We start from the raw sequence: 22,889 nt of genomic DNA, 5'->3' as shown, positions 1-22,889 counted from the left end.
GCCTTTAAGAACGGGCGTTGGCGGGAAAGGACAATCATGGAATGGAGAACCAAAAGCCGATGATAAACACAGGCAAACAAAAAGGATGAAGCACCGATGAGTAAACGAATATTATTGACCCTGTTGCTGGTTGCGGCGGCGGTTTCTCTGGCGGTGCTGTTTCGTGCGCACAATCAGGATTTACTGTTACAGGGAGAAGTCGATGCGCCAGAAGTGATTGTGGCGTCGAAATCGAAAGGCCGCGTGATTGAACGTCATGTTGAACGCGGTGACGATGTAAAAGCCGGGCAATTGCTGATAACTCTCGACAGCCCGGAAATGATGGCGCAATTGCGCGCTGCCGAAGCTGCCCGCGATCAGGCAAAAGCGCAGCTCGATCTCTCGGTTAACGGTACCCGCGAAGAAAGTATCCGTAACCTCAAAGCCACCCTGGCGCAGTCTCAGGCAGAATATGTGAACGCCCGCGATCTCTACAACCGCAATGTCAAAGTGGCGGCTAAAGGGTTTATTTCAGCCTCTGATTTAGAAGATTCACGCCGCGCCCGCGACAGCGCATATGCACAAGTTCTGGTCGCTAAAGCCAATCTTGATGAAGGCGTAAACGGCGACCGCGTGGAACAGCGCGATAGCTATGCCGCGCAGCTTCGTCAGGCGGAAGAAGACTTACTGGAAGTGAAAGCGCAAACCGATGACTTACAGGTTAAAGCGCCGGTCGATGGTGAAGTGGGGCCGATCCCGGTAGAAGTCGGCGAACTGGAAAGTGCCAACAGTCCTTTGCTGACATTGGTCCGTCTGCCTGACGCCTATTTCGTCTTTAACCTGCGTGAAGATATTCTGGCTGGCGTGCGCAAAGGCGACAAAGTGCAGATGCGCGTTCCCGCGCTGAATAACCAGATGATTGAAGCCGAAGTTCGCTATATCGCGCCGCTCGGAGACTATGCGACCAAACGCGCCACGCGCGCGACGGGTGACTTCGATTTAAAAACCTTTGAAGTGCGTCTTTACCCTGCGAAACCGGTGCCCGGACTGCGTCAGGGCATGAGTGCATTGTGGCAATGGAAAGCGAAGTGAAGCCGGTAAAAGCGCCACGCAGTGAAAGGGTAAAAGCCGCATGGCGCTGTTTCAGCCGCTCTTTTACCCGTGAAGTGAATCACGCCTTTCGCAAACCGGTGATCCACTGGCTGTGCTGGATTTTCCCTTTGCTTCTGTTTGGTCTTATCAGCAGCAACTTTTCCGAAGGCACGTTGCTGGATTTACCGGTGTCTGTGGTCGATAACGATCACAGCTCATTATCCAAAACGCTTACCCGCAAACTGGACGCCGGTTCACACGCGCATGTGCAGGCGTTCGAAGGCGGTTTACCGGAAGCGGAATACCGCCTGCGTACCGCGCAGGATTATGCGCTGTTGTATATTCCCAATGATTTTGAAGCCGACGTACTGGCTGGAAAACAGCCGAGCGTGGTGCTGTATTACAACGCGTTATTTTACGGTGCCGGTCTGTATTCCACGCAGGATTTCAGCGGGCTGATCACCGAACTGAATACCAGTTACCGTTCGATTATTGCGACTGAAATCGGCAAAACGCTGCCATCGCTGGCCAGCGTCGATTTATCCTACGGCAGCCTGTTTAACGCCAGCGGCAGCTACATCTATTACCAGCAATTCGCTGCGACGATTCACCTGCTGCAACTGTTTACCGTGACCTGCATGATCTACGTGATGGCACGCAGCCAGGCGTTGCTCAGTGCGCCGTCATTTACGCTGGCGCTGCTCGGCAAACTTGCACCCTATACGCTGTGTTTCACCACGTTACTGATGGTGGAAATCGCGATGCTGGTTGGATTCTTTGACGCCCGCGTCAGCGGTAATCCTTTGTATATGGTGGTGATTGGCTTCTTCTATGTGATCGCTGCGCAAAGCCTCGGGCTGTTACTTTTCACCTTCACCAAAACCACCATTACCGCTTACACCATGATGGGGATTTTCGTCAGTATCGCGCTGACTTTCTCCGGAATGGCGGTACCGGTGCTGTCGATGCCGCTGCCAGCGCGTATTATTTCCGGCATTGAGCCGCTCAGTTATGCGCTGGCCGCAATGTTTGACGTCTTCCTGCGCGAAGTCTCGGTGCGCGGTATTCTGATGGTGTGCTGCATCCTGCTCATTTATCCGCTGCTGACCGGCCTGCTGGTGCGCAGATGCCTCTACATGCGGCTTAAACGACAGGAGGCAGGCCAGTGACCCGTCGTGAATGGTTTAAAACCTGGTGGACGACATTCCGTAAAGTGCTCACCGGTTTGCTCGACAAGCCAATGTGGATGATGTTGCTGCTGTCATTGTGCGTGATGAGCCTGGTCTATGCGAACCGCACGGTGTGGGATTTGCCGGTGGCGGTGGTCGATCAGGATCACAGCACCGCCAGCCGGATGCTGACTCGTCAGCTGGACGCCACTTCCAAAGTCGCGACGGTGGCTTACGACAGCCTGGCGCAGGCCGAACACGATCTGGCGTTGCGTAAGCTCTTCGCGGTGATCATCATGCCGGTAGATCTTGAGAAGAAGATCCTCGCGGGGCAGAACATTGTGATCCCGGTGTACGGCGATGCGACTAACCGGCTGGCGAACGGGCAGATCCAGCAGGATGTGCTGTCGGCGTATCAGGCAATTCTCACGCAATACAACACGGATTTGTTGCTGAGCAGCGGCTTCAGTGAGCGGCAGGCCAGCGTGGTGCTTTCGCCGATTGTCGGACAGACGCTGGATGTGTTTAACCCCGGCATCAGCTTTGCGGCAATTATTTTCCCCGGCCTGCTGGTGATGTTATTGCAGCACTCATTATTGATCGCCAGCGTGCGCGTGAGCATTGTGCTCAACAGCGGACCTTCCGGAAAACCGGCGATACCGGCGTTTCTGGGCGGCATTTCGGCGCTGATCCCGGTCTGGCTGTTTCTGTCGATCGTCTTGTTTGTGCTGTGGCCATGGATCCTGGGTTACCGGCAAACGGCCAGCATTCCTGAAATTTTGCTGCTGACCTTCCCGTTCCTGCTGGCAGTGCTGGGGCTCGGGAAACTGGTGACGGAATGCCTGCGCAGCGTCGAACTGATTTACCTCACGCTGGCCTTTATCACCACACCGGTCTTTTATATTTCCGGTACTATCTGGCCGTTACAGGCGATGCCCGCGTGGGTCAGGGGCGTTTCGTCTATGCTGCCTTCAACCTGGGCGACCAAAGCTATTGCCGGTGTGAATCAGATGGGGCTGCCGTTTAAAGATGTGGGCGGCGATATTCTGATGCTGCTGATCTTGTGCCTGTTTTACACCTTTATTGGCATTGCCGTGGGCATGTTGCGCGATGGTGTCCGGCTCAGAGCGATGTTCCGTCCGAAGCAGAGAAATTTGTGATAAAAAAGGGAGATGACCGCCAGGTCTTCTCCCTTTTCACTGAACAGGCGCTGTCAGGGGCGCAGTTCCAGCCCGGCGACACGCTGCCAGTAGCCGTTACAGTCAGCTTTATCGGTGAGTGTCAGTGGCAGCAAACCGCGTTCATTGTTACGGAACGCTTCCAGCGTAGCGAGGGTATCTTTGGTTTCCGGCGACAGGCGCACGATGTCGACTAATCCCTGCATTGATACCAGTTCATTGCCAAGGTTATAGCAGTAGCCGCTCTGCGTCTGAATGCCGTTGAGCACGAACACCTGCTGATTTTCCTGCGACAGCATTTTGCGTCCCTGCGGATAATTGATGCAACAGGTTTCGCATTCATCTTTCGCACGGTTTTCAGAACGAGCCGTGAAACAGCGTGCCGAATAGGCCAGCGGTAAATGTCCGTACGACAGCACTTCCACTTCAAACTTATCGCGGATACCCAGGTCATCGCACTGGTTCAGCAGATTGACCAGCCAGTCGCGGGAAAGCTCGACCGGCATACACCAGCGCATCATGCCCTGTTTTTGCAGGATTTTTAGCGTGACGGCGTTGTAGCAGTTCAGCGCATGACCGACGACAAACGGCAGATTGCGTTCGGCTGCCATGTTCACCGCGCCGAAATCGTTAGCTTCCAGCAGAAACTCGCCGTTTTCTACATAGCGTTTCAGTTCATTCAGTTCGGACGGTGCCTGCAACAAGGCCAGCGTGGAAATCACCACCTGTTTACCGGATGCGGCCAGCTGACGCGCGACCTCCATCCAGTCATTCACTTTCATCTCACGGCGTTTGGTACAGACGTTTTCACCGAGATAAATGATATCCGCACTGCTGTCCGCTGCGGCCTGATAAAACTCTTCAACCTGCGTTTTCGGCCAGTAGTAAAGAATGGCCCCTAAAGAATATTTCATCATCGTCTCTTCGATTACTGCCACTTGCGGTGATAAGCACCGAGCGTGGTTTGTGTACCTTCAGACATGGAGCCCAGCGTTTTCATCCAGGCGTCATCGGTTTTGAAGTTTTGCGGATCCGCCATACAGCGGTCGATTGCCGCACGCCATACGCGGGCTACCTGACTGACATACGCCGGGCTGCGCTGACGTCCTTCAATTTTCACGGAGGCGATATTGGCGGCGAACAACTCCGGCAATAACTCCAGCGTATTCAGACTGGTTGGTTCTTCCAGCGCATGATATTTCGCACCATCTACCAGATAACGCCCTTTGCACAGGGTCGGATAACCGGCGTTTTCACCTTCGTCATAACGGTCGATCAGCACGTCGTTGAGGCGGGATTCCATGCCCTGCGCCGTTTGCTGCCAGCGAACAAAACGCGCCGGTGAACAGGCACCCACGGTATTTGGCGATTCACCGGTCAGATAGGAAGAAAGATAGCAGCGGCCTTCGGCCATGATGCACAAGCTGCCAAAGGCGAATACTTCCAGCGGCACGACAGTGGTACGGGAAAGCTGACGCACCTGATGCATCGAAAGCACGCGCGGCAAAACAACGCGGGCGACATCAAAGTTACGTTTATAGAAGCGGATGGCTTCATCGTTGGTGGCCGATGCCTGCACCGACACATGGCGCTCAACGTGAGGATATTTATTCGCGGCGTAATCGAGCATGGCGATATCGGCCAGAATCAGCGCATCTGCGCCGAGCTGTGCGGCCATATCCACTGCGCGTTCCCAGCGCTGATAGCCGTCAGGATGCGCAAACGTATTGATGGCGATATGCAGTTTACGGCGGTGACGGTGAACGTAATCCGCAGCTTCCTGCAATTTTTTATCCGTGAAATTCAGTCCGGCGAAATGGCGTGCATTGGTGTCATCTTTCAGGCCGATATACACCGCGTCTGCGCCATTATCGATCGCCGCTTTCAATGCAGGTAAATTCCCTGCCGGGCAAAGTAGCTCCATTCTCGTTCCTTACTGCAACCGGCCAGCCAGAGCTGAGGTTGGTGGGTGATGAAAAGCCAGTTGCCGACGTCATTCATTCATCAGTCAGGGCTTTGATTGGCGAACTATTTTAGAGAAGCAATGGATGCAATATTTTGATTTGAGGCAGTTTCTGCGGCTTTGGAAGGCATACAGCGCCCGGGGAGGTTGTACGTGATGTTTTTCTGTTGCAGTATTTATTGATGTAGACCGCTGAACGTTCCCGGCAATGTGTCAAAATAGGCGGTATAACTGCCTTAAAACTTGCCGAAAAGTTACCGAAAGGAGTAGTGCCAGTGTTGCAAAAACTACGTGCACGTGTGGTCCGTCAGGGACCATCCCTGTTAAGTCTGCCTTTGAAATTCACGCCTTTTGCGTTGCAACGGCAGGTTTTGCAAGAGGTCCTGAGCTGGCAGCTTCGTCAGGCGCTGGCCGACGGAGAGCTGGATTTCCTTGAAGGCCGCTGGTTGAAAATTGAGGTCAGCGATCTTAGCCTGACCTGGCTGATGTCAGTGCAGGAGAGCAAACTGGTGATCGCTGAACGTGGCGAAGCCGATGTCAGCTTCAGCGGTAATGCAAACGATCTGATCCTGATCGCTGCCCGTAAAGAAGATCCGGACACGCTGTTCTTCCAGCGCCGTCTTCGTATTGAGGGTGATACCGAACTGGGCTTGTACGTGAAGAATCTGATGGATTCTATCGATCTTGATACTATGCCGCTGCTGCTGAAAAATGGCCTGCTGCGCCTGGCCGATTTTGTCGAAGCGGGTCTGCAAGAGGACCGTGAGCCGCAAGCTCCGGTAGCTGAGCCATGTTAATTCGTACTGAAATTCCGGTAGATGCTGCGGGCATTGACCGTTTGTTACGCGCCTCATTCCCGACGGGCGCAGAAGCGGATCTGGTGCAGGAACTGCGCGAAGATGGCCTGCTGACGCTGGGCGTTGTGGCGACCGACGATGAAGGCGGTGTGGTGGGTTATGTTGCTTTCTGCCCGGTGGATATCCGGGGCGAAGACCGCAACTGGGTCGGGCTCGCGCCGCTGGCAGTAGATGAATCTTTGCGCGGTCAGGGGCTGGGCGAAAAACTGGTTTATGAAGGGTTAGATTCCCTGAATGAGTTCAGCTATGCCGCGGTAGTGGTATTGGGTGATCCGGCGTATTACCAGCGCTTTGGATTCAAACCGGCTGCTGCTCATGACCTGCATTGCCGCTGGCCGGAAACGGAAACGGCTTTCCAGCTGTTCACCTTATCAGACGACGCACTGAAAGATGCCAGCGGAGAGGTGGTTTTCCCGTCGGCGTTCAATCGTTTCTGATATCTCAGGGCCAACTTTTTTGCTCAGATAAAACAAAGGCCGGTTTCCGGCCTTTTTCATTTCCCGCTTTCCGTTAAACCCAGATAATTTTCCAGACATTCCGGTGCATTTCTCACCAGCAACTCTTTCTGCGCTTTGCTCAGTTTTTTGACTTTAATCTCCAGCTTTGAAGCCAGTGAACGGTCGCCAGCCGGACAATGAAATGCCAGCGTCAGCTCACCTTTTCCCCGCAACGATTTCGCCCCTTTTCCGCACTGATGCTGGCCTAAACGCCGTGTCACGTCGGTCGTTATGCCGGTGTAAAGCATCCCGGTCGGGGTTCTCAGCATGTATAAAAACCAGTTGGATGGGGCGGACATAAGCTCTGCGTGTCAGGAAATTTTGTGTCAGTTTACCTGAAAGGCACACTATTTATCTTAAAGGCACAACAGAGTGAGGCAAAACATCAACATGGGGCGGTAAACTGACACAAACCAAAATAAGGCGCATGTGATGAATAACCCTGATGACCTGAAACATATTCTGAAGTTTCTAAATAAACAGCATGTGCTGGCGCTGTGTGCCGTTGCGGACGGCGAGATGTGGAGCGCGAACTGTTTTTACGTCACGGATGCAGAAAGCATGACGTTGTATTTCATGACCGAAATGAAAACCCTGCACGGTACGCTGATGGCGAAATCACCGCATATAGTCGGCACGATTGCTCCGCATCCGAAAACAATTGCCCTGATTAAAGGCATTCAGTATCGCGGTGAAGCCACCGTGCTTAGCGGTGAAGAAGAAGCGCATGCGCGACATCTTTATTGCAGGCATTTCCCGGTCGCCATCGCCATGAAAGCGCCGGTCTGGGGACTGAAACTCAGTCACATTAAAATGACCGATAACGCGCTGGGTTTTGGCAAGAAACTGCTATGGGACAGGGAAGTTTGAAGAGAAATCGCCCCTTCCGCAGAAGGGGCGCAAGGCTTATGCCGCCAGAATTTTCAGTGATTCACGGTTAAAGGCGGGCAGATCGTCCGGCGTCCGGCTGGTGACCAGCGTGTTATCGTCAACCACGACTTCTTTATCGTAAAACTCTGCACCGGCGTTTTTAACGTCGACGACTACCGGTTTAACCGTTGTGAGTTTTCGGCCACGTATAACATCGGCGCTGATCAGTAGCTGCGGGCCGTGGCAGATGGCGAAAATGGGTTTGCCGCTTTTCGCAAAATCACGGGTGAAATCGACAAATCTGTCGTCACCACGCAAGGTATCCGGCGAATGTCCGCCAGGTAGCAACAGCGCATCGAAGTCAGCCACGTTGACATCATCAATCGATTTATCAATGGTGACTTTCGCCTTGCCCTGTTTGCCTTTGATCACGTTGCCCGCTTTGTTTTCGATGGTAATAACCTGATGGCCAGCTTTTTTATAGGCCTCGGCGGGTGAAGTGAATTCTGAATCCTCAAATTCATCAGTGATGAGTACCGCTATCTTCTTGCTCATGGTTCCTCCTGCTGAGAATGTGTTTTCGTCATACACTACTAAGCCTACAAGCCAGCGGCGGGATGATCAAACTGGATTCGTCCGAGTCTGCGAAAGTAACAGGAACTGTCTTATAGCGTGATATTTACATTCAGGTAACACTTCAAATATCTGTTCATGCTTTCATGTTTCAGAACCCGTGTTTCAGAATCCATGTTTCAAAATCGCAGCGCGAAAGCCGTTTTTTAAAAGGAAGTGATATGGCAAAAGTTCTTCTGCTGGGCGGAAGTGGCCTGATCGGGCGTGAGCTCTTACGTCTGTTGCAACTTGATCCACGAGTCAGCCGCATCGTGGCACCCAGCCGTCGTCCGCTGCTGCCAGGGAATAAGCTGTTTAATCCGCTCGGAGACAATCTCACGTCACTGGTGGTCGCACTCGATGAGCCGATTGATTTACTGTTCTGCTGTCTGGGCACCACGCGAAAACAGGCGGGCAGTGCGCAGGCATTCCGGGCGGTGGATTACGATCTGGTGGTGGATTGCGCCAAAGCGGCACGCGAACTGGGCGCACGCCATTGTCTGGCTGTGAGTGCTAACGGCGCCGATGCCCGTTCGCGTTTTCTCTATAACCGCACCAAAGGCGAAATGGAGCTGGCGCTGATGCAGCAGGGATGGCCGTTGCTGACATTAGTCAGGCCTTCGTTATTAGTCGGAAAGCGCCATCCGCCGCGTCTTCTTGAGCAACTCAGTGCGCCGCTGTTTAAAATGCTGCCGGGGAAATGGAAAGCGATTGATTCTGATGTGGTGGCGAAAGCATTGCAGGAGCAGGCATTTAACGCCGGATTAGGCGGCATCACCGTGCTGGAATCCAATGAGATTGCCGCCAGTATCGAAGATCTTTAATTCGCGTGATCCGCTGAGCCGGATCCTTGTGATATGGTATCAGGCAAAAAACGCGAATTTTCCTCAGACTGCTTTCAACTCAATATCACGCCAGATCCCTACAGGTATTTTTCTGCGAAAACGTGCAGATCCCTGAAGTCCGGCATCCTTTCTTTCAGTGTTTCATGATCCCAGTCCCACCAGCGGCTGGCTTCGATCCGCCCGATCATCGTGTCATCAAAGCGCATGCCGATCTTTTTCGCTGCCACGCCCGCGACGATCGAATAAGGCTCAACATCTTTCGTCACCACCGCAGACGTGCCGATCACTGCGCCATTGCCGACTTGCACGCCGGGCATCAGCACCGCGTTATGGCCGATCCACACATCGTTACCTACGGTGACATGATGCTCACGCCGCCAGTCGAAAAATCCCTGATCGTCCTCACCGAGTCCGTAGACAGAACTGCGATAGGTGAAATGATGCTGGGCAACGCGCTGATAGGTCGGATGATTGCCGGGATTGATCCGCACATAGGTGGCGATCGACACAAATTTTCCAATCGTGGCGCAGAAGATCTGATTGTTTCCGGCGGTATAAGAGTAATCGCCGATCTGCGTTTCGTCGATGATCGCGTTGTCGGCAATATGCACATACTGACCCAGCGTTGACCGGTTCAGCTCGACCTGCTGACCGATTTTTGGCCGCGAATAATCCTGCTCGTCAGCCAGCGAAAACGGATGAATGATGTCTGTCATAAAATCGCTCATGATGAAGTGACGGGATAAATAAACGCGCTGACCGGCAAGGCAAGAATGGCCAGCAGATGCTGTAAAGTCTCGTGCAACGCACCGTCATTATTCAGCCGGTGGCAGCCGGCGGGCAGGGCGTTTTCGTACTCTCTGGCACGCTGAAGACGACCGGCGATTTGCGTCGTATCTTCACGTCCGCGACGCGTCAGGCGTTCAGTCAGTACCGTTTCAGAAACCTGTAAACAAACCGGTACCAGCCGCTGGCCATAGCGCTGGCGGGCTTTTTCCAGATGTGCGCGCGAGCCGTTGACCACCACGTGAAAACCGAGCTGCATCCAGGTGTCTATCTCAATGCCCACGGCGTACCGGTACTGATGCGCATGCCAGTCCATAGCGAATAAACCGTGCTGGCGACGCTGAATAAATTCGGCTTCGCTCAGCGCAATATGGTTTTCCGAACCCGCATCCGCCGGGCGCGTAATATAACGATGCGCAACGGCGACATCGGTGGGCAAATGCTGGCGCAGCGCGTCCAGAAGACTGTCTTTGCCAGAACCCGAAGCGCCCATCAGATAGAGTAAACGACTCATCTCATCTCCCCTCAGAACACCTGAATGCCCTGACGCCAGACGTTCTGCACAAAAAAGTGATCGCCATGTGCGCGTGCCAGCACCAGATCCGCGCGTTTGCCTTCGGCGATTTCTCCGCGATCTTTCAGACCCAGCGCGTTAGCCGGATTACGGGTCACCAGTTTCACCGCCTGCGGCAAACTGAACGCATTGCTCTCATCGTTGGCAATCCGGAAAACCGCGTCGAGCAGGCTGGCGGGATAGTAATCGGAAGAGAGAATATCCAGCAGGCCAAGCGAAGCCAGATGGTGCGCAGCCACGTTGCCGGAATGCGAACCGCCACGCACGATATTCGGTGCGCCCATCAGCACCTGCAAGCCGCTGTTGTGCGAGGCGCGAGCTGCCTCTTCGGTGGTCGGGAACTCTGCAATCACGCTGCCGAGCGCCAGTGATTCTTCAACGTGGGCGGCGGTGGCATCGTCATGGCTGGCCAGCGAAATATGGCGCTTGCGGCAGTGTGCGGCAATCGCTTCACGGTTTGGCTGCGCCCAGCGCCGGGAGAGGGCGATTTGCTCTTCCTGAAAATCGTCCATTTGCTCGTCGTTCATGTGATATTTGCCCTGATAATACTCACGGTATTTCTGCGGAGTAGCGAACTGGCGCTGGCCCGGCGAATGGTCCATCAGAGAAACCAGTGACAGCACCGAGGTATCCATCAGCTTCTCAAACAGCGGCAACGTGGTTTCGTGTGGCAGTTCGCAGCGCAGATGCAGACGGTGCTCGGCGCGGTTCAGCCCGGCGTTCTGGCTGTTCACAATCGCGTCGATCATCTTTTGCAGATTATCCAGACGATGCCCGCCATCGCGTACGTCACCGACGGCGACGGCATCCAGCACGGTAGTGATCCCGCTGGCGACCATCAGTGCATCGTGGCTGCTCATGGCAGAATGCGCTGGCCAGTCTACTTTTGGTCGCGGTGTGAAAAACTTATCCAGATTATCCGTGTGCAGTTCGATAAAGCCCGGCAGCAGCCAGCCGCCCTGAGCATCCAGCGCCTGCGGCAGCTGACTGCGGTTGTCAGCAAAGGCGCTGATCACGCCGTTTTGCATCTCAAGCGACCCTTCAACCACCTGATCGTCGAGCACCAGTTTGACGTTATTTATGATCATGCGGACATCTCCGGCGCCGTTTCCGGGCTCATTTCATACAAGCGATCGGCAACGCGTTCGCGCACATCTTCATCATGGAAAATCCCGACCACCGCCGCACCGCGCGCTTTTGCCTGCTCGATCAGTGTGACAACGGCGGCACGGTTGGTGGCGTCCAGCGAAGCGGTCGGTTCATCGAGCAACAGCACCGGATAATCGACCACAAAACCCCGGGCGATATTCACGCGCTGCTGTTCGCCGCCGGAAAACGTGGAGGGCGCGAGATGCCACAGACGTTCCGGTACATTCAGATGGCGGAGCAACGCGCTGGCGCGGGCTTCACTTTGTGCTTTATCCACACCCAGTTCCAGCAGCGGCTGCATCACCAGATTCAGTGCGCTGATGCGCGGAATGACCCGCAGGAACTGGCTGACCCAGCCGACCGTATGGCGGCGAACGGCCAGAATATCCCGTGCTTCGGCGCTGACCATATCAATCTGCTGGCCCTGATGCTCGACCCAGATTTTGCCGCTGTCCGGCAGATAGTTGCCGTATAAAGAACGCAGAAGGGTGGACTTTCCGCTGCCGGAATGGCCGTGCAGCACCACGCATTCCCCGGCATTCACGGTCAGGCTGGCATTGCTGAAAACCGGCAATCTGGCGCTGTTCTGGTTATGCAGAACAAAAGTTTTACTGAGATTTTCGACCCTGAGCTTCGTCGTCATTTTGGTCACTCTTTCTCTGAAATTAGGTTAGGAAAGCACGGAAGAAACGAGCAGTTGCGTATACGGATGATGCGGATCGTCGAGCACGCGGTCGGTTAAGCCACTTTCCACTACCTGACCCTGTTTCATCACCAGCAGACGGTGCGCCAGCAGGCGGGCAACCCCCAAATCGTGGGTGACAATCACCACCGCTAGTTGCATTTCCACCACCAGCGTGCGCAGCAGATCCAGCAGACGTGCCTGAACCGAAACGTCGAGTCCGCCGGTCGGTTCATCCATAAACACCAGACGCGGATGCGTTACCAGATTGCGGGCTATTTGCAGACGTTGCTGCATCCCGCCGGAAAACGTAGTCGGCAGGTCATCGATACGGGAAACCGGAATTTCGACATCTTCCAGCCACTGACCGGCCTTCTTGCGGATATCGCCATAATGACGTTCTCCGACGGCCATCAGGCGCTCGCCGATGTTGCCGCCGGCAGAAACCTGACGGCGCAAACCGTCCATCGGATGCTGATGCACCACGCCCCAGTCGGTGCGCAACAGACGGCGGCGATCGCTTTCCGCCATGTCATACAGCGACTGCGCGGCGGCCTGGCCATTGTTGTAGATGACCTGTCCTTCCTGAGGCGCGAGACGGGCAGAAATCGACTGCAACAGCGTGGTTTTACCCGAGCCGGATTCGCCGACAATACCCAGCACTTCTCCCGGATACAGATTGAACGACACATCGCTAAAGCCTTTGCCCGGCGCATAAAGATGAGTCAGGTTATTCACCGACAGCAGCGGTTCGGCGGCAAGATTTAAGGGAGTGGTCATCAGCGGTTAACCTCGTTGGAAGCCTGTTGCTCAACCTGCTGAGCACAAAAATCGGTGTCGGAGCACACGAACATGCGGTTGCCCTGATCGTCGAGCACCACTTCATCGAGATAGCTGTGGTGCGATCCGCAAATCGCGCACGGCTCATCCCATTGCTGAACGGTGAACGGATGATCATCGAAATCCAGGCTCTCAACTTTGGTGAACGGTGGCAGGGCATAAATGCGTTTTTCGCGTCCGGCTCCGAACAACTGTAATGCGGGCATCATGTTCATTTTCGGGTTATCAAATTTCGGGATCGGCGACGGATCCATCACGTAGCGGTCATTCACTTTCACCGGATACGCATAAGTCGTGGCGATATGGCCGAAGCGCGCGATGTCTTCATACAGCTTCACCTGCATCACGCCGTATTCTTCCAGCGCGTGCATTTTGCGGGTTTCGGTTTCTCGCGGTTCGATAAAGCGCAGCGGTTCCGGGATCGGCACCTGGAAAATCAGGATCTGATCTTCCTGCAACGGCGTTTCCGGAATGCGGTGACGGGTCTGGATCAGGCTGGCTTCCACAGTTTTTTCAGTGGTTTTCACCCCGGCGACACTCTGGAAGAACTTGCGGATCGACACGGCATTGGTGGTGTCATCCGCGCCCTGGTCGATCACTTTCAGCACATCTGTTGTGCCGATAACGCTGGCGGTCAGCTGGATCCCGCCGGTGCCCCAGCCGTATGGCATCGGCATTTCGCGACCGGCGAACGGCACCTGATAACCGGGGATCGCCACGGCTTTGAGGATCCCGCGGCGGATCATGCGTTTCGTCTGCTCGTCGAGATAACCGTGGTTGTAGCCGGTCATCGTTTGGGCGACATTATTGTTCATTGGCTGAGTCCTGTTCTTTCGCAGCGCGCAGGCGTTTTAACAACTCCAGCTCCGCCTGGAAATCGACGTAATGCGGCAATTTAAGATGCGAGACAAAACCGGCAGCTTCGACATTATCGGCGTGGGACAAGACAAATTCTTCGTCCTGCGCCGGGCTGCTAATTTGCTCGTTGTATTCACGGGTTTGCAGTGCGCGATCCACCAGCGACATCGACATCGCCTTGCGTTCGGCGCGGCCAAACACCAGCCCGTAGCCACGGGTAAAGTGCGGCGGCTTGTCTTCAGGGGCGACAAAACCGTTCACCATTTCGCATTCAGTCAGCAGGATCTCGCCGATATCAATGGCAAAACCCAGCTCTTCCGGCACGATCTCGACGGTGAGCCAGCCGGTGCGGATTTCACCGGCAAACGGATGTGTGCGGCCATAGCCGCGCTGGGTGGAATAACTCAGTGACAGCAGAAAACCTTCGTCGCCACGCACCAGCTGTTGCAGACGTGCCGCACGGGACGCCGGAAATACCGGCGGCGTGCGGGTGATGTCTTCCGGTTCGGTACCGTCATCTTCTTCCTGTACCGCCAGCTGTTGTTGCGTCAGCAAATCAAACACATGGCCGCAATCTTCCGGCTGTGGTTCATCGGCAATCGGGGTGAACGGCGCCTCGCCTTCGGCCAGCAGCGCGAAATCCAGCAGGCGGTGGGTGTAATCGTAAGTCGGGCCGAGCACCTGCCCGCCGGGCAAATCTTTGTAGATAGCAGAGATACGTCGTTCGAGGCGCATCGCCTGAGTCTTCAGCGGCTCGCTGGTCGCCAGACGTGGCAGCGTAGTGCGGTAAGCGCGCAGCAGGAAAATCGCTTCGACCAGATCGCCACCGGATTGCTTGATCGCCAGTGCGGCCAGCTCACGGTCGTAAATTCCGCCTTCGCTCATCACCCGGTCAACGGCTAAACCCAGCTGTTGTTCAATCTGTTCGCAGCCAAGTTCATTCACATCGGTATTGCCGCGGCGCTCATGCGCCAGCAGCTGATGGGCGGCGGCAATCGCCTTCTCACCCCCTTTAACGGCGACGTACATCAGCACACCTCCACGCGCGTGGTGCGCGGTACGGCAATCAGTTCTTCGCCACAGGTGAACATAAAGTCCAGACCCAGCGGGAAACGGTGAGGGCGGTTAAGCAGATAATCACGAACAGAATCAGGCAACTGCGGTGAAATCATGCGGCTGCTCTCGATGCCCGGCCCGCGCAGACGCAGCGGCGTGCCGCCGGTCAGACTTTCCAGCTGCACAATCACGCTGGTCGCCAGCTCCGGCGACATCTCATCACCGCACGGGAAAGCCAGCAGCGTGGCGCTGTCGAGCGCCGGATCGGCCAGCGCAAAACTGACGGCAGATGGGTCATTGGTGAGCACTGCACCGGTATGGAAGCGCAGGTTCTTACGCAGGATTTCATCGTTAAGCGAGGCACTCAGCCACAGCGGCGTGTCGTTATCGATAAGCGTCAGCAGCACGCAGGCGCTGGCGGAACCTAACGCCCCGAAGCCGGGCATGGCTGGCAACTGCACGCTGACGCCGGGTTCGCTTAACGCTTTGAGAATACGGCGAAAACTGTACTGCGCATCCGCAACCGGATGTTGAAAACTGGCAACAAGTGACATGAATTATTCTCCGCGAACCAGGGTAAAGAAATCGACGCGACTGGAAGCCACTTCACGGGCGCGTTGCTGGCGGCGTTCCTGTTGCAGAGCAGCCAGCGGCGCTATCACACGTTTGTGCAGCAGTTCGTCCATGCCCTGCATTTGCAGCAAGGCATCGATGACCGCGCACAGTTCGGCGTGGGACTTATTGCGCCCGCTGACGTAGCTGTAGCCGTAGACACCGCCGTCTAACTGAATGACGGCGCGGGTGACGGTCATATCGCCCATCACAAAACGTTTGCCTGTGCCGCCCATGCGCCCCTGAAGCTGGGTCAGACCGGTTTCAGCAGCGCGGAGTCGTTCAAATTGCGGGGATAAATTCAGCGGTTGCCAGTGGGCGAGCAGCTCATCGGGACGGCTGTGAGCCAGCACCGACATCCAGCGCTGGCGGGTTTGCAGGTGATCCATTCAGTGCTCCATGGTCAGTTCGATCATGTCGGCACGCGTCAGGCTGACGGAATATTCCGCCACCGAATCGCTGCCTTCACAAATATTCAGGGTGCGGACACACAGCAGCGGTGCCTGCGGGACGATTTCGAGTAATTTGCTCTCTTTTGCCAGCGCGCGGCGGGCATTAATGCGGGTGGTACGGCGGCTGAGTTTTTGCTTAATCTCTTCGCGGATAAAATCGTGCAGCGAGCCGTTATGGAAGTTTTGCAATGCAGGCCACCAGTCGAGATCGGGAAGATAGTGATCAATCACGCAGACCGGCACGCCGTTCACGCGGCGCAGGGTACGCAGATGAATAACGGTGTCGCCTTCCTGACGCGACAGCGCCGCCGCGACGTGATCGGTGGCCGGACGCAGCACCGCCAGCAGACGTTCGCTTGTCGGATGGCTGCCCTGATCCAGCAGGTTCTGGCTGAAACGCGCCTGCGAATGCAGCGGATAATCGTAAGGACGCATCAGCACCAGCGTGCCAATACCCTGACGGCGTTGCAGCCAGCCGCGATCGACCAGCTCATCCACCGCACGGCGCAACGTATGGCGGTTCACCTGAAAACGTTCGGCAAGCTGTTGTTCCGGCGGCAGATAATCGCCGCAGCGGTAACCGTTACGCAGTTCCTGTTCCAGTTCGGCAGCGATTTGCTGATACACCGTGGTGTGACTGGTCGGATGTCTAGATAAGTTCATCACAATGAATACCTCGCACGGGACAAACGGGCAGTGACAGAGAAAAGTTGAAAGCGGTATGAAAGAGCCATGATGTAAACCTCAGTGTGGCGTTGGCTTCATCTTGGGCGTGCTAAATGACAATTGGGTGAAGCTCTGGTTGCAGGAAAATGAAGAGTTGGAAGACGTCCCGCAGGAATGAAAGAGGGGGATTTACGGGCTATCAGGAGGGAATTACATTTCTCCGGCGCGGCGGATACCGAAATTTAGCAAGGCGATCTTTTATTCTATTATATAAATTTTTGTATATTTCATTCGGGAAGGTATGATGAAAAGGATTTTCTTTGTCGACAGCAGTTTGGCGGATTTACAGCGTTTTCCCTTGCAGGCTCGTCGGGAAGCAGGGTACCAGTTACATCGGGTGCAACATGGGGAAATGCCTTTTGACTGGAAACCCATGCCGGATGTAGGGATGGGGGTGCGCGAATTACGGATTAAAGATACGGAGGGTATCTACCGGATTTTGTATATCGCCAAATTTAAAGAAGCCATTTATGTGCTGCACTGCTTTCAGAAAAAATCCCAGGCCACGAATCATCATGATCTGGAGCTGGCTAAAAAACGCTATAAATCAGAAGTAAGCCGGAGGAAAAATGATTCAGAGTTTTGACAATATCTGGGATGCCATCGAAGAAACGCCCCAGGAAGCTGAGAATATGAAAATACGCTCTAAATTAATGATGGTTCTTACTGCACATATCGAAAAGAACAAAATGACTCAGGCTCAGGCTGCGAAGTTTTTCGGAGTCACTCAGCCACGCATATCGGATCTGGTACGCGGTAAAATCTCAGTATTCAGTATTGATATGCTGGTCAACATGCTGGCGAGCGCGGATTTACATATCACCCACATTGAAATCGGTGGGAAAGCACTGGTATGAAAATGAAGAGTTGGAAGGCGTCTCGCAGGAATGAAAGAGGGGGATTTACGGGATGAACAGTACAAATTACACTCTGGTTGTCGGATGTTTTTTTAAACATTAATTACAAAAGGACTTTGTATGTCAGAAGCACTCAATCGTGAATTCAATGATTTACCTGTTACGTTAATACCCGAAACACCTGCGCAGAAATGGAGGCGTGAAAATCAAAAAGGAATTGAGGCGATAAATAAATACGTCGAAGAACATGGTTCGTTTTCTGATTATCAGCGTGCATTTTGATGGAGCAATACGTTGTTTATGAAAACAAAGGAGACGGAAAGGTAGCGTATCCTTTTTTGCTGAATATCCATCATTCGGCTGCGAGTGGGTTCGGTAATACGGTAATGATTCCGTTGGTGCCACTGCTCGAATTAATAGACTTTCCGCCAAAAAAACTTTGTCCTTTGCTTAAGATTGAGCAAGAGCAGTATGTGGCAATGACGCATATGCTGGGGGGCGTTAAGTCACGAGAAATTGGCGATCAGGTCAGGCAGCTCGACGGGGAAACCTATGAAGTGAAAAATGCGTTTGATTTTTTACTGAATGGAATTTGAACCGGATGTGAGGGGAATAATTTCCCCTCTGAAAGTATTAACGCAAATAATGGATCACCTGATTACCGCTGCCGCGCCAGATAAGTGCAGGGTCTTTCAGTTCCTGCACAAATTTCCCGTCGACCAGCACGTTGATTAACGCCACGACTTCCCGCTGTTCAGCGCTCAGTTCCCCGAGCGTATAACCCGTCCACATCCACACATCTTTGCCCGGACACTCTGCCTGCACGCGTAACAATAGCTGGCGCACCGCAGAAAGATTTTGCGGATGCAGCGGATCGCCGCCGGACAGCGTTAAACCCTGACGCGGGATCACCGTGTTTTGCAGATCTGCGATAATGCGGTTTTCGTCTTCCTGCGTAAAAGGTTTGCCGGAGTCCAGCCGCCAGGTGCTTTTGTTATAGCACCCGCGGCATTCGTGGACGCAGCCGGAAACGAACAGCACGCAGCGTGTTCCCGGCCCGTTCACCACATCAATCGGGTAATACTGATGGAAGTTCAAAGTATTAACCCAGCTGACCGTTACCCAGATGTTTAATCCGGCGCTTCACTTCTTCCTGCTTACCGGCGTTAAACGGACGGGCATCCGGGCTGCCGAGATAACCACACACGCGGCGGGTGACTGACACGCGGGAAGGTTCGTGATTGCCGCATTTCGGGCAGGTGAATCCTTTGCTGGTGCATTCGAATTCGCCGGTATAGCCGCAGTCGTAGCATTCATCGATTGGCGTGTTGGTGCCGTAATACGGCACGCGGGTATAACTGTAATCCCACACGTCTTCCAGCGCTTTCAGATTGTGTTGCAGGTTAGGGTATTCGCCATAGCAGATGAAACCGCCGTTGCTGAGTGGCGGATACGGCGCTTCGAAGTCGAGTTTTTCGTACGGATTTACCTTCTTCTCGACGTCCAGATGGAAGCTGTTGGTGTAGTAACCTTTATCAGTCACACCGGCCACCAGCCCGAATTCGGCTTTATCCAGACGACAGAAGCGGTCGCACAGGTTTTCGCTCGGCGTGCTGTACAGGCTGAAACCGTAGCCCGTTTCGTCTTTCCAGCTTTCGGTTGCCGCTTTCAGACGAGCCACAATCGCCTCGGCTTTTTCGCGTAACTGGCTGGCGTCGAACACGTGGGTCTGGTTGCCGAACAGTGCGTTAATGGTTTCATGCACGCCAATGTATCCGAGCGAAATCGAGGCACGACCATTTTTGAAGATGCCGGAAATATCGTCGTCAGCTTTCAGGCGCACACCGCAGGCGCCTTCCATGTACAGGATTGGCGCCACGCGGGCTTTGATGCCTTCCAGACGTGCAATACGGGTCATCAGGGCTTTCTTCGCCAGCAGTAAACGCTCGTCGAGCAGTGTCCAGAACGCCGCTTCGTCGCGGTTCGCTTCCAGCGCGATGCGCGGCAGGTTCAGGCTGATCACGCCGATATTATTGCGGCCCTCGTGGATCATCTCGCCATTTTCTTCATACACGCCCAGGAAACTGCGGCAGCCCATCGGCGTTTTGAACGAACCGGTGACTTTCACCACCTGATCATAATTTAGGATGTCCGGGTACATACGCTTGCTGGCGCATTCCAGTGCCAGTTGCTTAATGTCGTAGTTGGCGTCACCGGCTTTATGATTCAGGCCGTCACGGATGGCAAATACCAGTTTCGGGAATACAGCGGTTTTGCGATTTTTGCCCAGTCCGGCAATGCGGTTACGCAGAATGGTTTGCTGGATCAGGCGCGATTCCCACGATGTGCCGAGGCCAAAACCGAAGGTGACAAACGGCGTCTGGCCGTTGGCGGTGTGCAGGGTATTGACCTCATATTCCAGCGACTGGAAGGCGTCATAACACTCTTTTTCGGTACGGCTGTGAGCAAAGCCATCCGCATCCGCAATCTGCCACTCTTCGGCAGTCTGACGATGTTTATTGAAGCTGGCGGTGACGAACGGTGCCAGGACTTCATCGATGCGGTTAATGGTCGTGCCGCCGTAAATATGGCTGGCGACCTGCGCGATAATCTGCGCGGTGACGGCCGTAGCGGTGGAAATAGACTTTGGCGTGTCAATTTCCGCATTACCCATTTTGAAACCGTGATTCAGCATGCCTTTAAGGTCGATCAGCATGCAGTTAAACATCGGGAAGAACGGTGAATAATCGAGGTCATGATAATGGATTTCGCCACGCTCATGCGCCAGTACGACATCGCGCGGTAAAATATGCTGTTTGGCGTAATGCTTGGCGACAATACCGGCCAGCAGGTCACGCTGTGTCGGGATCACTTTGCTGTCTTTGTTGGCGTTTTCGTTGAGCAACGCCATATTGCTTTGTTCAACCAGACCCCGGATTTCCTGATTCAGGCGGCCACGCATTTCACGTTTCACATCGCGGTCATGACGGTATTCGATATAAGCGCGTGCCAGCTTTTTATGCGGACCTGCCATCAGCTGATTTTCAACCGCATCCTGAATATCGTGGATATCTACACGAGCCTGATCTTGCAGACTTTCCGCCACCACGCGGGCAACCTGAGCGCAATAATCCACGCTGTCGATACCCGCAGCCGCCGCCGCGCGTTGCACGGCTTGTTTAATCAGAACTTCATCGAAAGGGACCTGGCAACCATCCCGCTTGATCACGATGGGCTGCATTGTTGTGGATTTTGCGGGTACGGTTTCCAGTCTGTCTGCCTTCACAATGTCACTCCTATTGGGCGGATCCCGCGCCCCACAAGGCTTACAGGCCGGTTGTGTGGCTTTTGCAGAAAACCGCTATATATTGGGTTGGGTGTGTACTATACACACTACATGTAGCATTCACGCGAGTGATAATTCCCGTTTTATTGACCTGAAACAAAGAATTTTTTTGGCGGAAGAATTGATGACCAACTGTAAGTTCTGGCCTGAGTTTTGCGTGTTGTTTTATAAGGAGATCCATAAAAAACAAACGGGCCAGACACGAATGTGACTGACCCGGCAGAACAGAAATTTCAGATTATTCGGTGAGCTGCCAGAAGCATTCGTACGGACGAAGCGTTCCGGAAACCGCAGGGGATGCGTAATTACTCAGCAGCGTGCTGCCGGGGAATTCCGGCAATGTGAAGGCCTGATCCTGTGCGCTCAGGTTTGCCATCACCCGCAGGGTTTTGCCGTCTGCCGTGCGGGTATAGCACCAGAGTTGCGGATGCTCCGGCAGCAAATCCTGATAATCGCCCCCGCTCAGTACCGGCAGCGTTTTGCGCAGTCGGATCAGTTGCTGATAGAGATAAAAGACAGAGTCTTTATCCGCCAGTGCCTGTTCGGTATTGATGTCCTGCGCGTTGTGGCTGACGGAAATCCACGGTGTGCCGGTGGTAAATCCGGCCTGATCTCCGGCGTTCCATTGCATCGGCGTGCGCGAATTATCCCGTGATTTCTTCGCCAGAATGCGTAACAGCTCTTCGTTGCTGCGCCCGTCGGATTTCAGTTCGGCAAACATATTCAGACTTTCCACATCGCGATATTGTTCGAGATGTTTAAAACCAGGATTGGTCATGCCGATTTCTTCGCCCTGATAGATATACGGCGTGCCCTGCAAACCGTGCAGCACCATCGCCAGCATTTTGGCAGACGTCGTGCGCAGTGCCCCTTCATCACCAAAGCGCGACACAATGCGCGGCTGATCGTGATTACACCAGAACAGCGCATTCCACGCATGCCCGTGCATTCCCTGCTGCCATTCGCGGAAAATCTGTTTGAGCTGGACGAAATCCGGCGGCGCATCCGTCCATTTTTCGCCGTTCGGATAATCCACTTTCAGATGATGAAAGTTAAAGGTCATCGACAGTTCGCTGCCGTCGTTAGCGGCGTAGCGGCGGCAATGCTCAAGCTTCGTTGAAGACATCTCGCCGACCGTCATCAGCCCGAGCGGTTTGAACACATCGCGGCTGAACTCCTGCAGGAACTCATGAATGCGCGGGCCGTCGGTATAAAAACGGCGGCCATCACCGGCATCGTCGGACGGGAAGTCCTGCTGTTTTGAAACCAGATTAATCACGTCCAGACGCAGTCCGTCGACGCCTTTATCCGCCCAGAACTGGCAGACTTTTTTCAGCGCCTCGCGCACCGGCGGGTATTCCCAGTTGAGATCCGCCTGCTCGGTAGCGAACAGATGCAGATAATACTGCCCGCTGGTTTCATGCCACTGCCAGGCGCCGCCACCGAATTTAGAACGCCAGTTATTCGGCGGGCCGCCTTCGGTCGCGCTGTCACGCCAGATATAAAACGGGCGGAACGGACTGCCCGGATCCTGCGACTGGCGGAACCATTCGTGGTGCGTCGAAGTATGGTTAAACACCATATCCATTACGATGCGCATCCCGCGCTGATGCGCCTCTGCGGTCAGCCGCTCGAAGTCTTCCAGCGTGCCGAAAGCCGGGTCAATCTCGCAGTAATCCGCTACGTCGTAGCCGTTATCAATCTGTGGCGACAGGTACATCGGCGTCAGCCACAGGGCATCGACGCCCAGTGTTTTCAGGTAATCCAGACGTTGCGTAATACCGTTGATATCACCGGTGCCGCTGCCCGTAGTGTCCTGAAAGCTCTTTGGGTAAATCTGGTAAATCACGCCGTTTTTCCACCACGGCAATTCGCTGTTCATTCCATTT

28 protein-coding genes are annotated in these 22,889 nt (G+C 54.3%); 11 read left to right on the top strand and 17 right to left on the bottom strand.

The genetic code is table 11. The annotated features are described in order from the left end of the window. Positions 1-96 precede the first annotated feature (96 nt). The 3 genes from CKQ54_RS00815 (at position 97) to CKQ54_RS00805 (ending at position 3,400) form a co-directional block, all read left to right on the top strand. Positions 97-1,071 (top strand): HlyD family secretion protein, encoded by a 975-nt coding sequence (locus CKQ54_RS00815; protein ID WP_120162393.1) that lies wholly within the window; start codon positions 97-99, stop codon positions 1,069-1,071. Beyond that, positions 1,056-2,240 (top strand): ABC transporter permease, encoded by a 1,185-nt coding sequence (locus CKQ54_RS00810; protein ID WP_208644601.1) that lies wholly within the window; start codon positions 1,056-1,058, stop codon positions 2,238-2,240. The genes CKQ54_RS00815 and CKQ54_RS00810 overlap by 16 nt, the downstream gene beginning before the upstream one ends. 71 nt (positions 2,241-2,311) lie before the next feature. Beyond that, the gene (locus CKQ54_RS00805; RefSeq protein ID WP_208644600.1) at positions 2,312-3,400 is read left to right on the top strand and encodes an ABC transporter permease; all 1,089 of its coding nucleotides are present in this window, start codon (positions 2,312-2,314) and stop codon (positions 3,398-3,400) included. 53 nt (positions 3,401-3,453) lie between these two features. On the opposite strand, the gene CKQ54_RS00800 is transcribed toward CKQ54_RS00805, so the two are convergent. After that, positions 3,454-4,332 carry a U32 family peptidase gene (locus tag CKQ54_RS00800; protein ID WP_113877116.1) on the bottom strand — a complete coding sequence of 293 codons (879 nt, stop codon included), beginning with the start codon at positions 4,330-4,332 and terminating at the stop codon, positions 3,454-3,456. A 14-nt stretch (positions 4,333-4,346) separates the two neighbouring features. After that, positions 4,347-5,342: a ubiquinone anaerobic biosynthesis protein UbiU gene (gene ubiU, locus CKQ54_RS00795; RefSeq protein WP_112286781.1), complete on the bottom strand. Its 996-nt coding sequence runs from the start codon at positions 5,340-5,342 to the stop codon at positions 4,347-4,349. A gap of 314 nt (positions 5,343-5,656) precedes the next feature. Here ubiU and ubiT point away from each other — a divergent pair, with 314 nt between their 5' ends. After that, positions 5,657-6,178 (top strand): ubiquinone anaerobic biosynthesis accessory factor UbiT, encoded by a 522-nt coding sequence (gene ubiT, locus CKQ54_RS00790; protein ID WP_120162391.1) that lies wholly within the window; start codon positions 5,657-5,659, stop codon positions 6,176-6,178. Further along, a complete protein-coding gene (locus CKQ54_RS00785) occupies positions 6,172-6,675 on the top strand; it encodes a GNAT family N-acetyltransferase (RefSeq protein ID WP_113877118.1) in 504 nt (167 codons plus the stop codon). Before ubiT ends, CKQ54_RS00785 begins: the two co-directional genes overlap by 7 nt. 56 nt (positions 6,676-6,731) lie before the next feature. Here the strand turns inward: CKQ54_RS00785 and CKQ54_RS00780 are convergent, their stop codons facing one another. Next, complete coding sequence (locus tag CKQ54_RS00780) at positions 6,732-7,034, bottom strand: GIY-YIG nuclease family protein (protein WP_113877119.1); 303 nt, start codon at positions 7,032-7,034, stop codon at positions 6,732-6,734. 133 nt (positions 7,035-7,167) lie between these two features. Between CKQ54_RS00780 and CKQ54_RS00775 the strand changes: the two genes are divergently transcribed. Then, positions 7,168-7,605 (top strand): YhbP family protein, encoded by a 438-nt coding sequence (locus tag CKQ54_RS00775; RefSeq protein ID WP_120162390.1) that lies wholly within the window; start codon positions 7,168-7,170, stop codon positions 7,603-7,605. 36 nt (positions 7,606-7,641) lie between these two features. Here CKQ54_RS00775 and CKQ54_RS00770 read toward each other — a convergent pair whose 3' ends face one another. Continuing rightward, complete coding sequence (locus CKQ54_RS00770; protein WP_112286776.1) at positions 7,642-8,160, bottom strand: type 1 glutamine amidotransferase domain-containing protein; 519 nt, start codon at positions 8,158-8,160, stop codon at positions 7,642-7,644. Between the two features lie 239 nt (positions 8,161-8,399). Between CKQ54_RS00770 and CKQ54_RS00765 the strand changes: the two genes are divergently transcribed. Further along, the gene (locus CKQ54_RS00765) at positions 8,400-9,041 is read left to right on the top strand and encodes a Rossmann-fold NAD(P)-binding domain-containing protein (protein ID WP_112286840.1); all 642 of its coding nucleotides are present in this window, start codon (positions 8,400-8,402) and stop codon (positions 9,039-9,041) included. Positions 9,042-9,139: 98 nt separating this feature from the next. Here CKQ54_RS00765 and CKQ54_RS00760 read toward each other — a convergent pair whose 3' ends face one another. The 10 genes from CKQ54_RS00760 to phnF are packed head-to-tail and all read right to left on the bottom strand — an operon-like array spanning position 9,140 to position 16,734. After that, positions 9,140-9,778: a DapH/DapD/GlmU-related protein gene (locus tag CKQ54_RS00760; protein ID WP_120162449.1), complete on the bottom strand. Its 639-nt coding sequence runs from the start codon at positions 9,776-9,778 to the stop codon at positions 9,140-9,142. An 8-nt stretch (positions 9,779-9,786) separates the two neighbouring features. After that, a complete protein-coding gene (gene phnN / locus CKQ54_RS00755; RefSeq protein ID WP_120162389.1) occupies positions 9,787-10,362 on the bottom strand; it encodes a ribose 1,5-bisphosphokinase in 576 nt (191 codons plus the stop codon). Positions 10,363-10,373: 11 nt separating this feature from the next. Then, positions 10,374-11,510, bottom strand: a complete 1,137-nt coding sequence (gene phnM, locus CKQ54_RS00750; RefSeq protein ID WP_120162388.1) for an alpha-D-ribose 1-methylphosphonate 5-triphosphate diphosphatase — start codon at positions 11,508-11,510, stop codon at positions 10,374-10,376. Continuing rightward, positions 11,507-12,214 carry a phosphonate C-P lyase system protein PhnL gene (gene phnL, locus CKQ54_RS00745; protein ID WP_112286773.1) on the bottom strand — a complete coding sequence of 236 codons (708 nt, stop codon included), beginning with the start codon at positions 12,212-12,214 and terminating at the stop codon, positions 11,507-11,509. Before phnL ends, phnM begins: the two co-directional genes overlap by 4 nt. A 27-nt stretch (positions 12,215-12,241) precedes the next feature. After that, positions 12,242-13,033, bottom strand: coding sequence for a phosphonate C-P lyase system protein PhnK (phnK, locus tag CKQ54_RS00740; protein WP_120162387.1), 792 nt, complete (start codon positions 13,031-13,033; stop codon positions 12,242-12,244). Further along, positions 13,033-13,908 carry an alpha-D-ribose 1-methylphosphonate 5-phosphate C-P-lyase PhnJ gene (locus tag CKQ54_RS00735; RefSeq protein ID WP_120162386.1) on the bottom strand — a complete coding sequence of 292 codons (876 nt, stop codon included), beginning with the start codon at positions 13,906-13,908 and terminating at the stop codon, positions 13,033-13,035. Before CKQ54_RS00735 ends, phnK begins: the two co-directional genes overlap by 1 nt. After that, positions 13,898-14,980 carry a carbon-phosphorus lyase complex subunit gene (locus CKQ54_RS00730; protein WP_120162385.1) on the bottom strand — a complete coding sequence of 361 codons (1,083 nt, stop codon included), beginning with the start codon at positions 14,978-14,980 and terminating at the stop codon, positions 13,898-13,900. Before CKQ54_RS00730 ends, CKQ54_RS00735 begins: the two co-directional genes overlap by 11 nt. Further along, a complete protein-coding gene (gene phnH / locus CKQ54_RS00725) occupies positions 14,980-15,561 on the bottom strand; it encodes a phosphonate C-P lyase system protein PhnH (protein ID WP_120162384.1) in 582 nt (193 codons plus the stop codon). Before phnH ends, CKQ54_RS00730 begins: the two co-directional genes overlap by 1 nt. 3 nt (positions 15,562-15,564) lie before the next feature. Next, positions 15,565-16,008, bottom strand: coding sequence for a phosphonate C-P lyase system protein PhnG (gene phnG / locus CKQ54_RS00720; RefSeq protein ID WP_120162383.1), 444 nt, complete (start codon positions 16,006-16,008; stop codon positions 15,565-15,567). Next, a complete protein-coding gene (phnF, locus tag CKQ54_RS00715) occupies positions 16,009-16,734 on the bottom strand; it encodes a phosphonate metabolism transcriptional regulator PhnF (protein ID WP_120162382.1) in 726 nt (241 codons plus the stop codon). Positions 16,735-17,038: 304 nt separating this feature from the next. On the opposite strand from phnF, the gene CKQ54_RS00710 reads away from it, so the two are divergent. The 4 genes from CKQ54_RS00710 (at position 17,039) to CKQ54_RS00695 (ending at position 18,250) form a co-directional block, all read left to right on the top strand. Next, the gene (locus CKQ54_RS00710) at positions 17,039-17,383 is read left to right on the top strand and encodes a type II toxin-antitoxin system RelE/ParE family toxin (RefSeq protein WP_244220155.1); all 345 of its coding nucleotides are present in this window, start codon (positions 17,039-17,041) and stop codon (positions 17,381-17,383) included. Beyond that, positions 17,367-17,654, top strand: a complete 288-nt coding sequence (locus tag CKQ54_RS00705) for a helix-turn-helix domain-containing protein (protein WP_013573849.1) — start codon at positions 17,367-17,369, stop codon at positions 17,652-17,654. Before CKQ54_RS00710 ends, CKQ54_RS00705 begins: the two co-directional genes overlap by 17 nt. Before the next feature lie 120 nt (positions 17,655-17,774). Continuing rightward, positions 17,775-17,936 carry a type II toxin-antitoxin system CcdA family antitoxin gene (locus CKQ54_RS00700; RefSeq protein ID WP_112152055.1) on the top strand — a complete coding sequence of 54 codons (162 nt, stop codon included), beginning with the start codon at positions 17,775-17,777 and terminating at the stop codon, positions 17,934-17,936. Then, on the top strand, positions 17,936-18,250 hold the full coding sequence (locus tag CKQ54_RS00695) for a CcdB family protein (protein ID WP_120162380.1): 315 nt from the start codon (positions 17,936-17,938) through the stop codon (positions 18,248-18,250). Before CKQ54_RS00700 ends, CKQ54_RS00695 begins: the two co-directional genes overlap by 1 nt. 37 nt (positions 18,251-18,287) lie before the next feature. On the opposite strand, the gene nrdG is transcribed toward CKQ54_RS00695, so the two are convergent. The 3 genes from nrdG to treC all read right to left on the bottom strand — a co-directional run bounded on the left by nrdG (position 18,288) and on the right by treC (position 22,882). Then, the gene (gene nrdG / locus CKQ54_RS00690; RefSeq protein WP_120162379.1) at positions 18,288-18,752 is read right to left on the bottom strand and encodes an anaerobic ribonucleoside-triphosphate reductase-activating protein; all 465 of its coding nucleotides are present in this window, start codon (positions 18,750-18,752) and stop codon (positions 18,288-18,290) included. 4 nt (positions 18,753-18,756) lie between these two features. Then, a complete protein-coding gene (gene nrdD, locus CKQ54_RS00685) occupies positions 18,757-20,895 on the bottom strand; it encodes an anaerobic ribonucleoside-triphosphate reductase (protein ID WP_120162378.1) in 2,139 nt (712 codons plus the stop codon). Positions 20,896-21,238: 343 nt separating this feature from the next. Further along, the gene (treC, locus tag CKQ54_RS00675; RefSeq protein ID WP_120162376.1) at positions 21,239-22,882 is read right to left on the bottom strand and encodes an alpha,alpha-phosphotrehalase; all 1,644 of its coding nucleotides are present in this window, start codon (positions 22,880-22,882) and stop codon (positions 21,239-21,241) included. Between the last annotated feature and the right edge of the window lie 7 nt (positions 22,883-22,889).

Source organism: Rahnella variigena (assembly GCF_003610915.1).
GTDB lineage: Bacteria > Pseudomonadota > Gammaproteobacteria > Enterobacterales > Enterobacteriaceae > Rahnella > Rahnella variigena.
The sequence above is the reverse complement of the archived record's forward strand: the minus strand, read 5'-3'. Positions and strand labels throughout refer to the sequence as shown.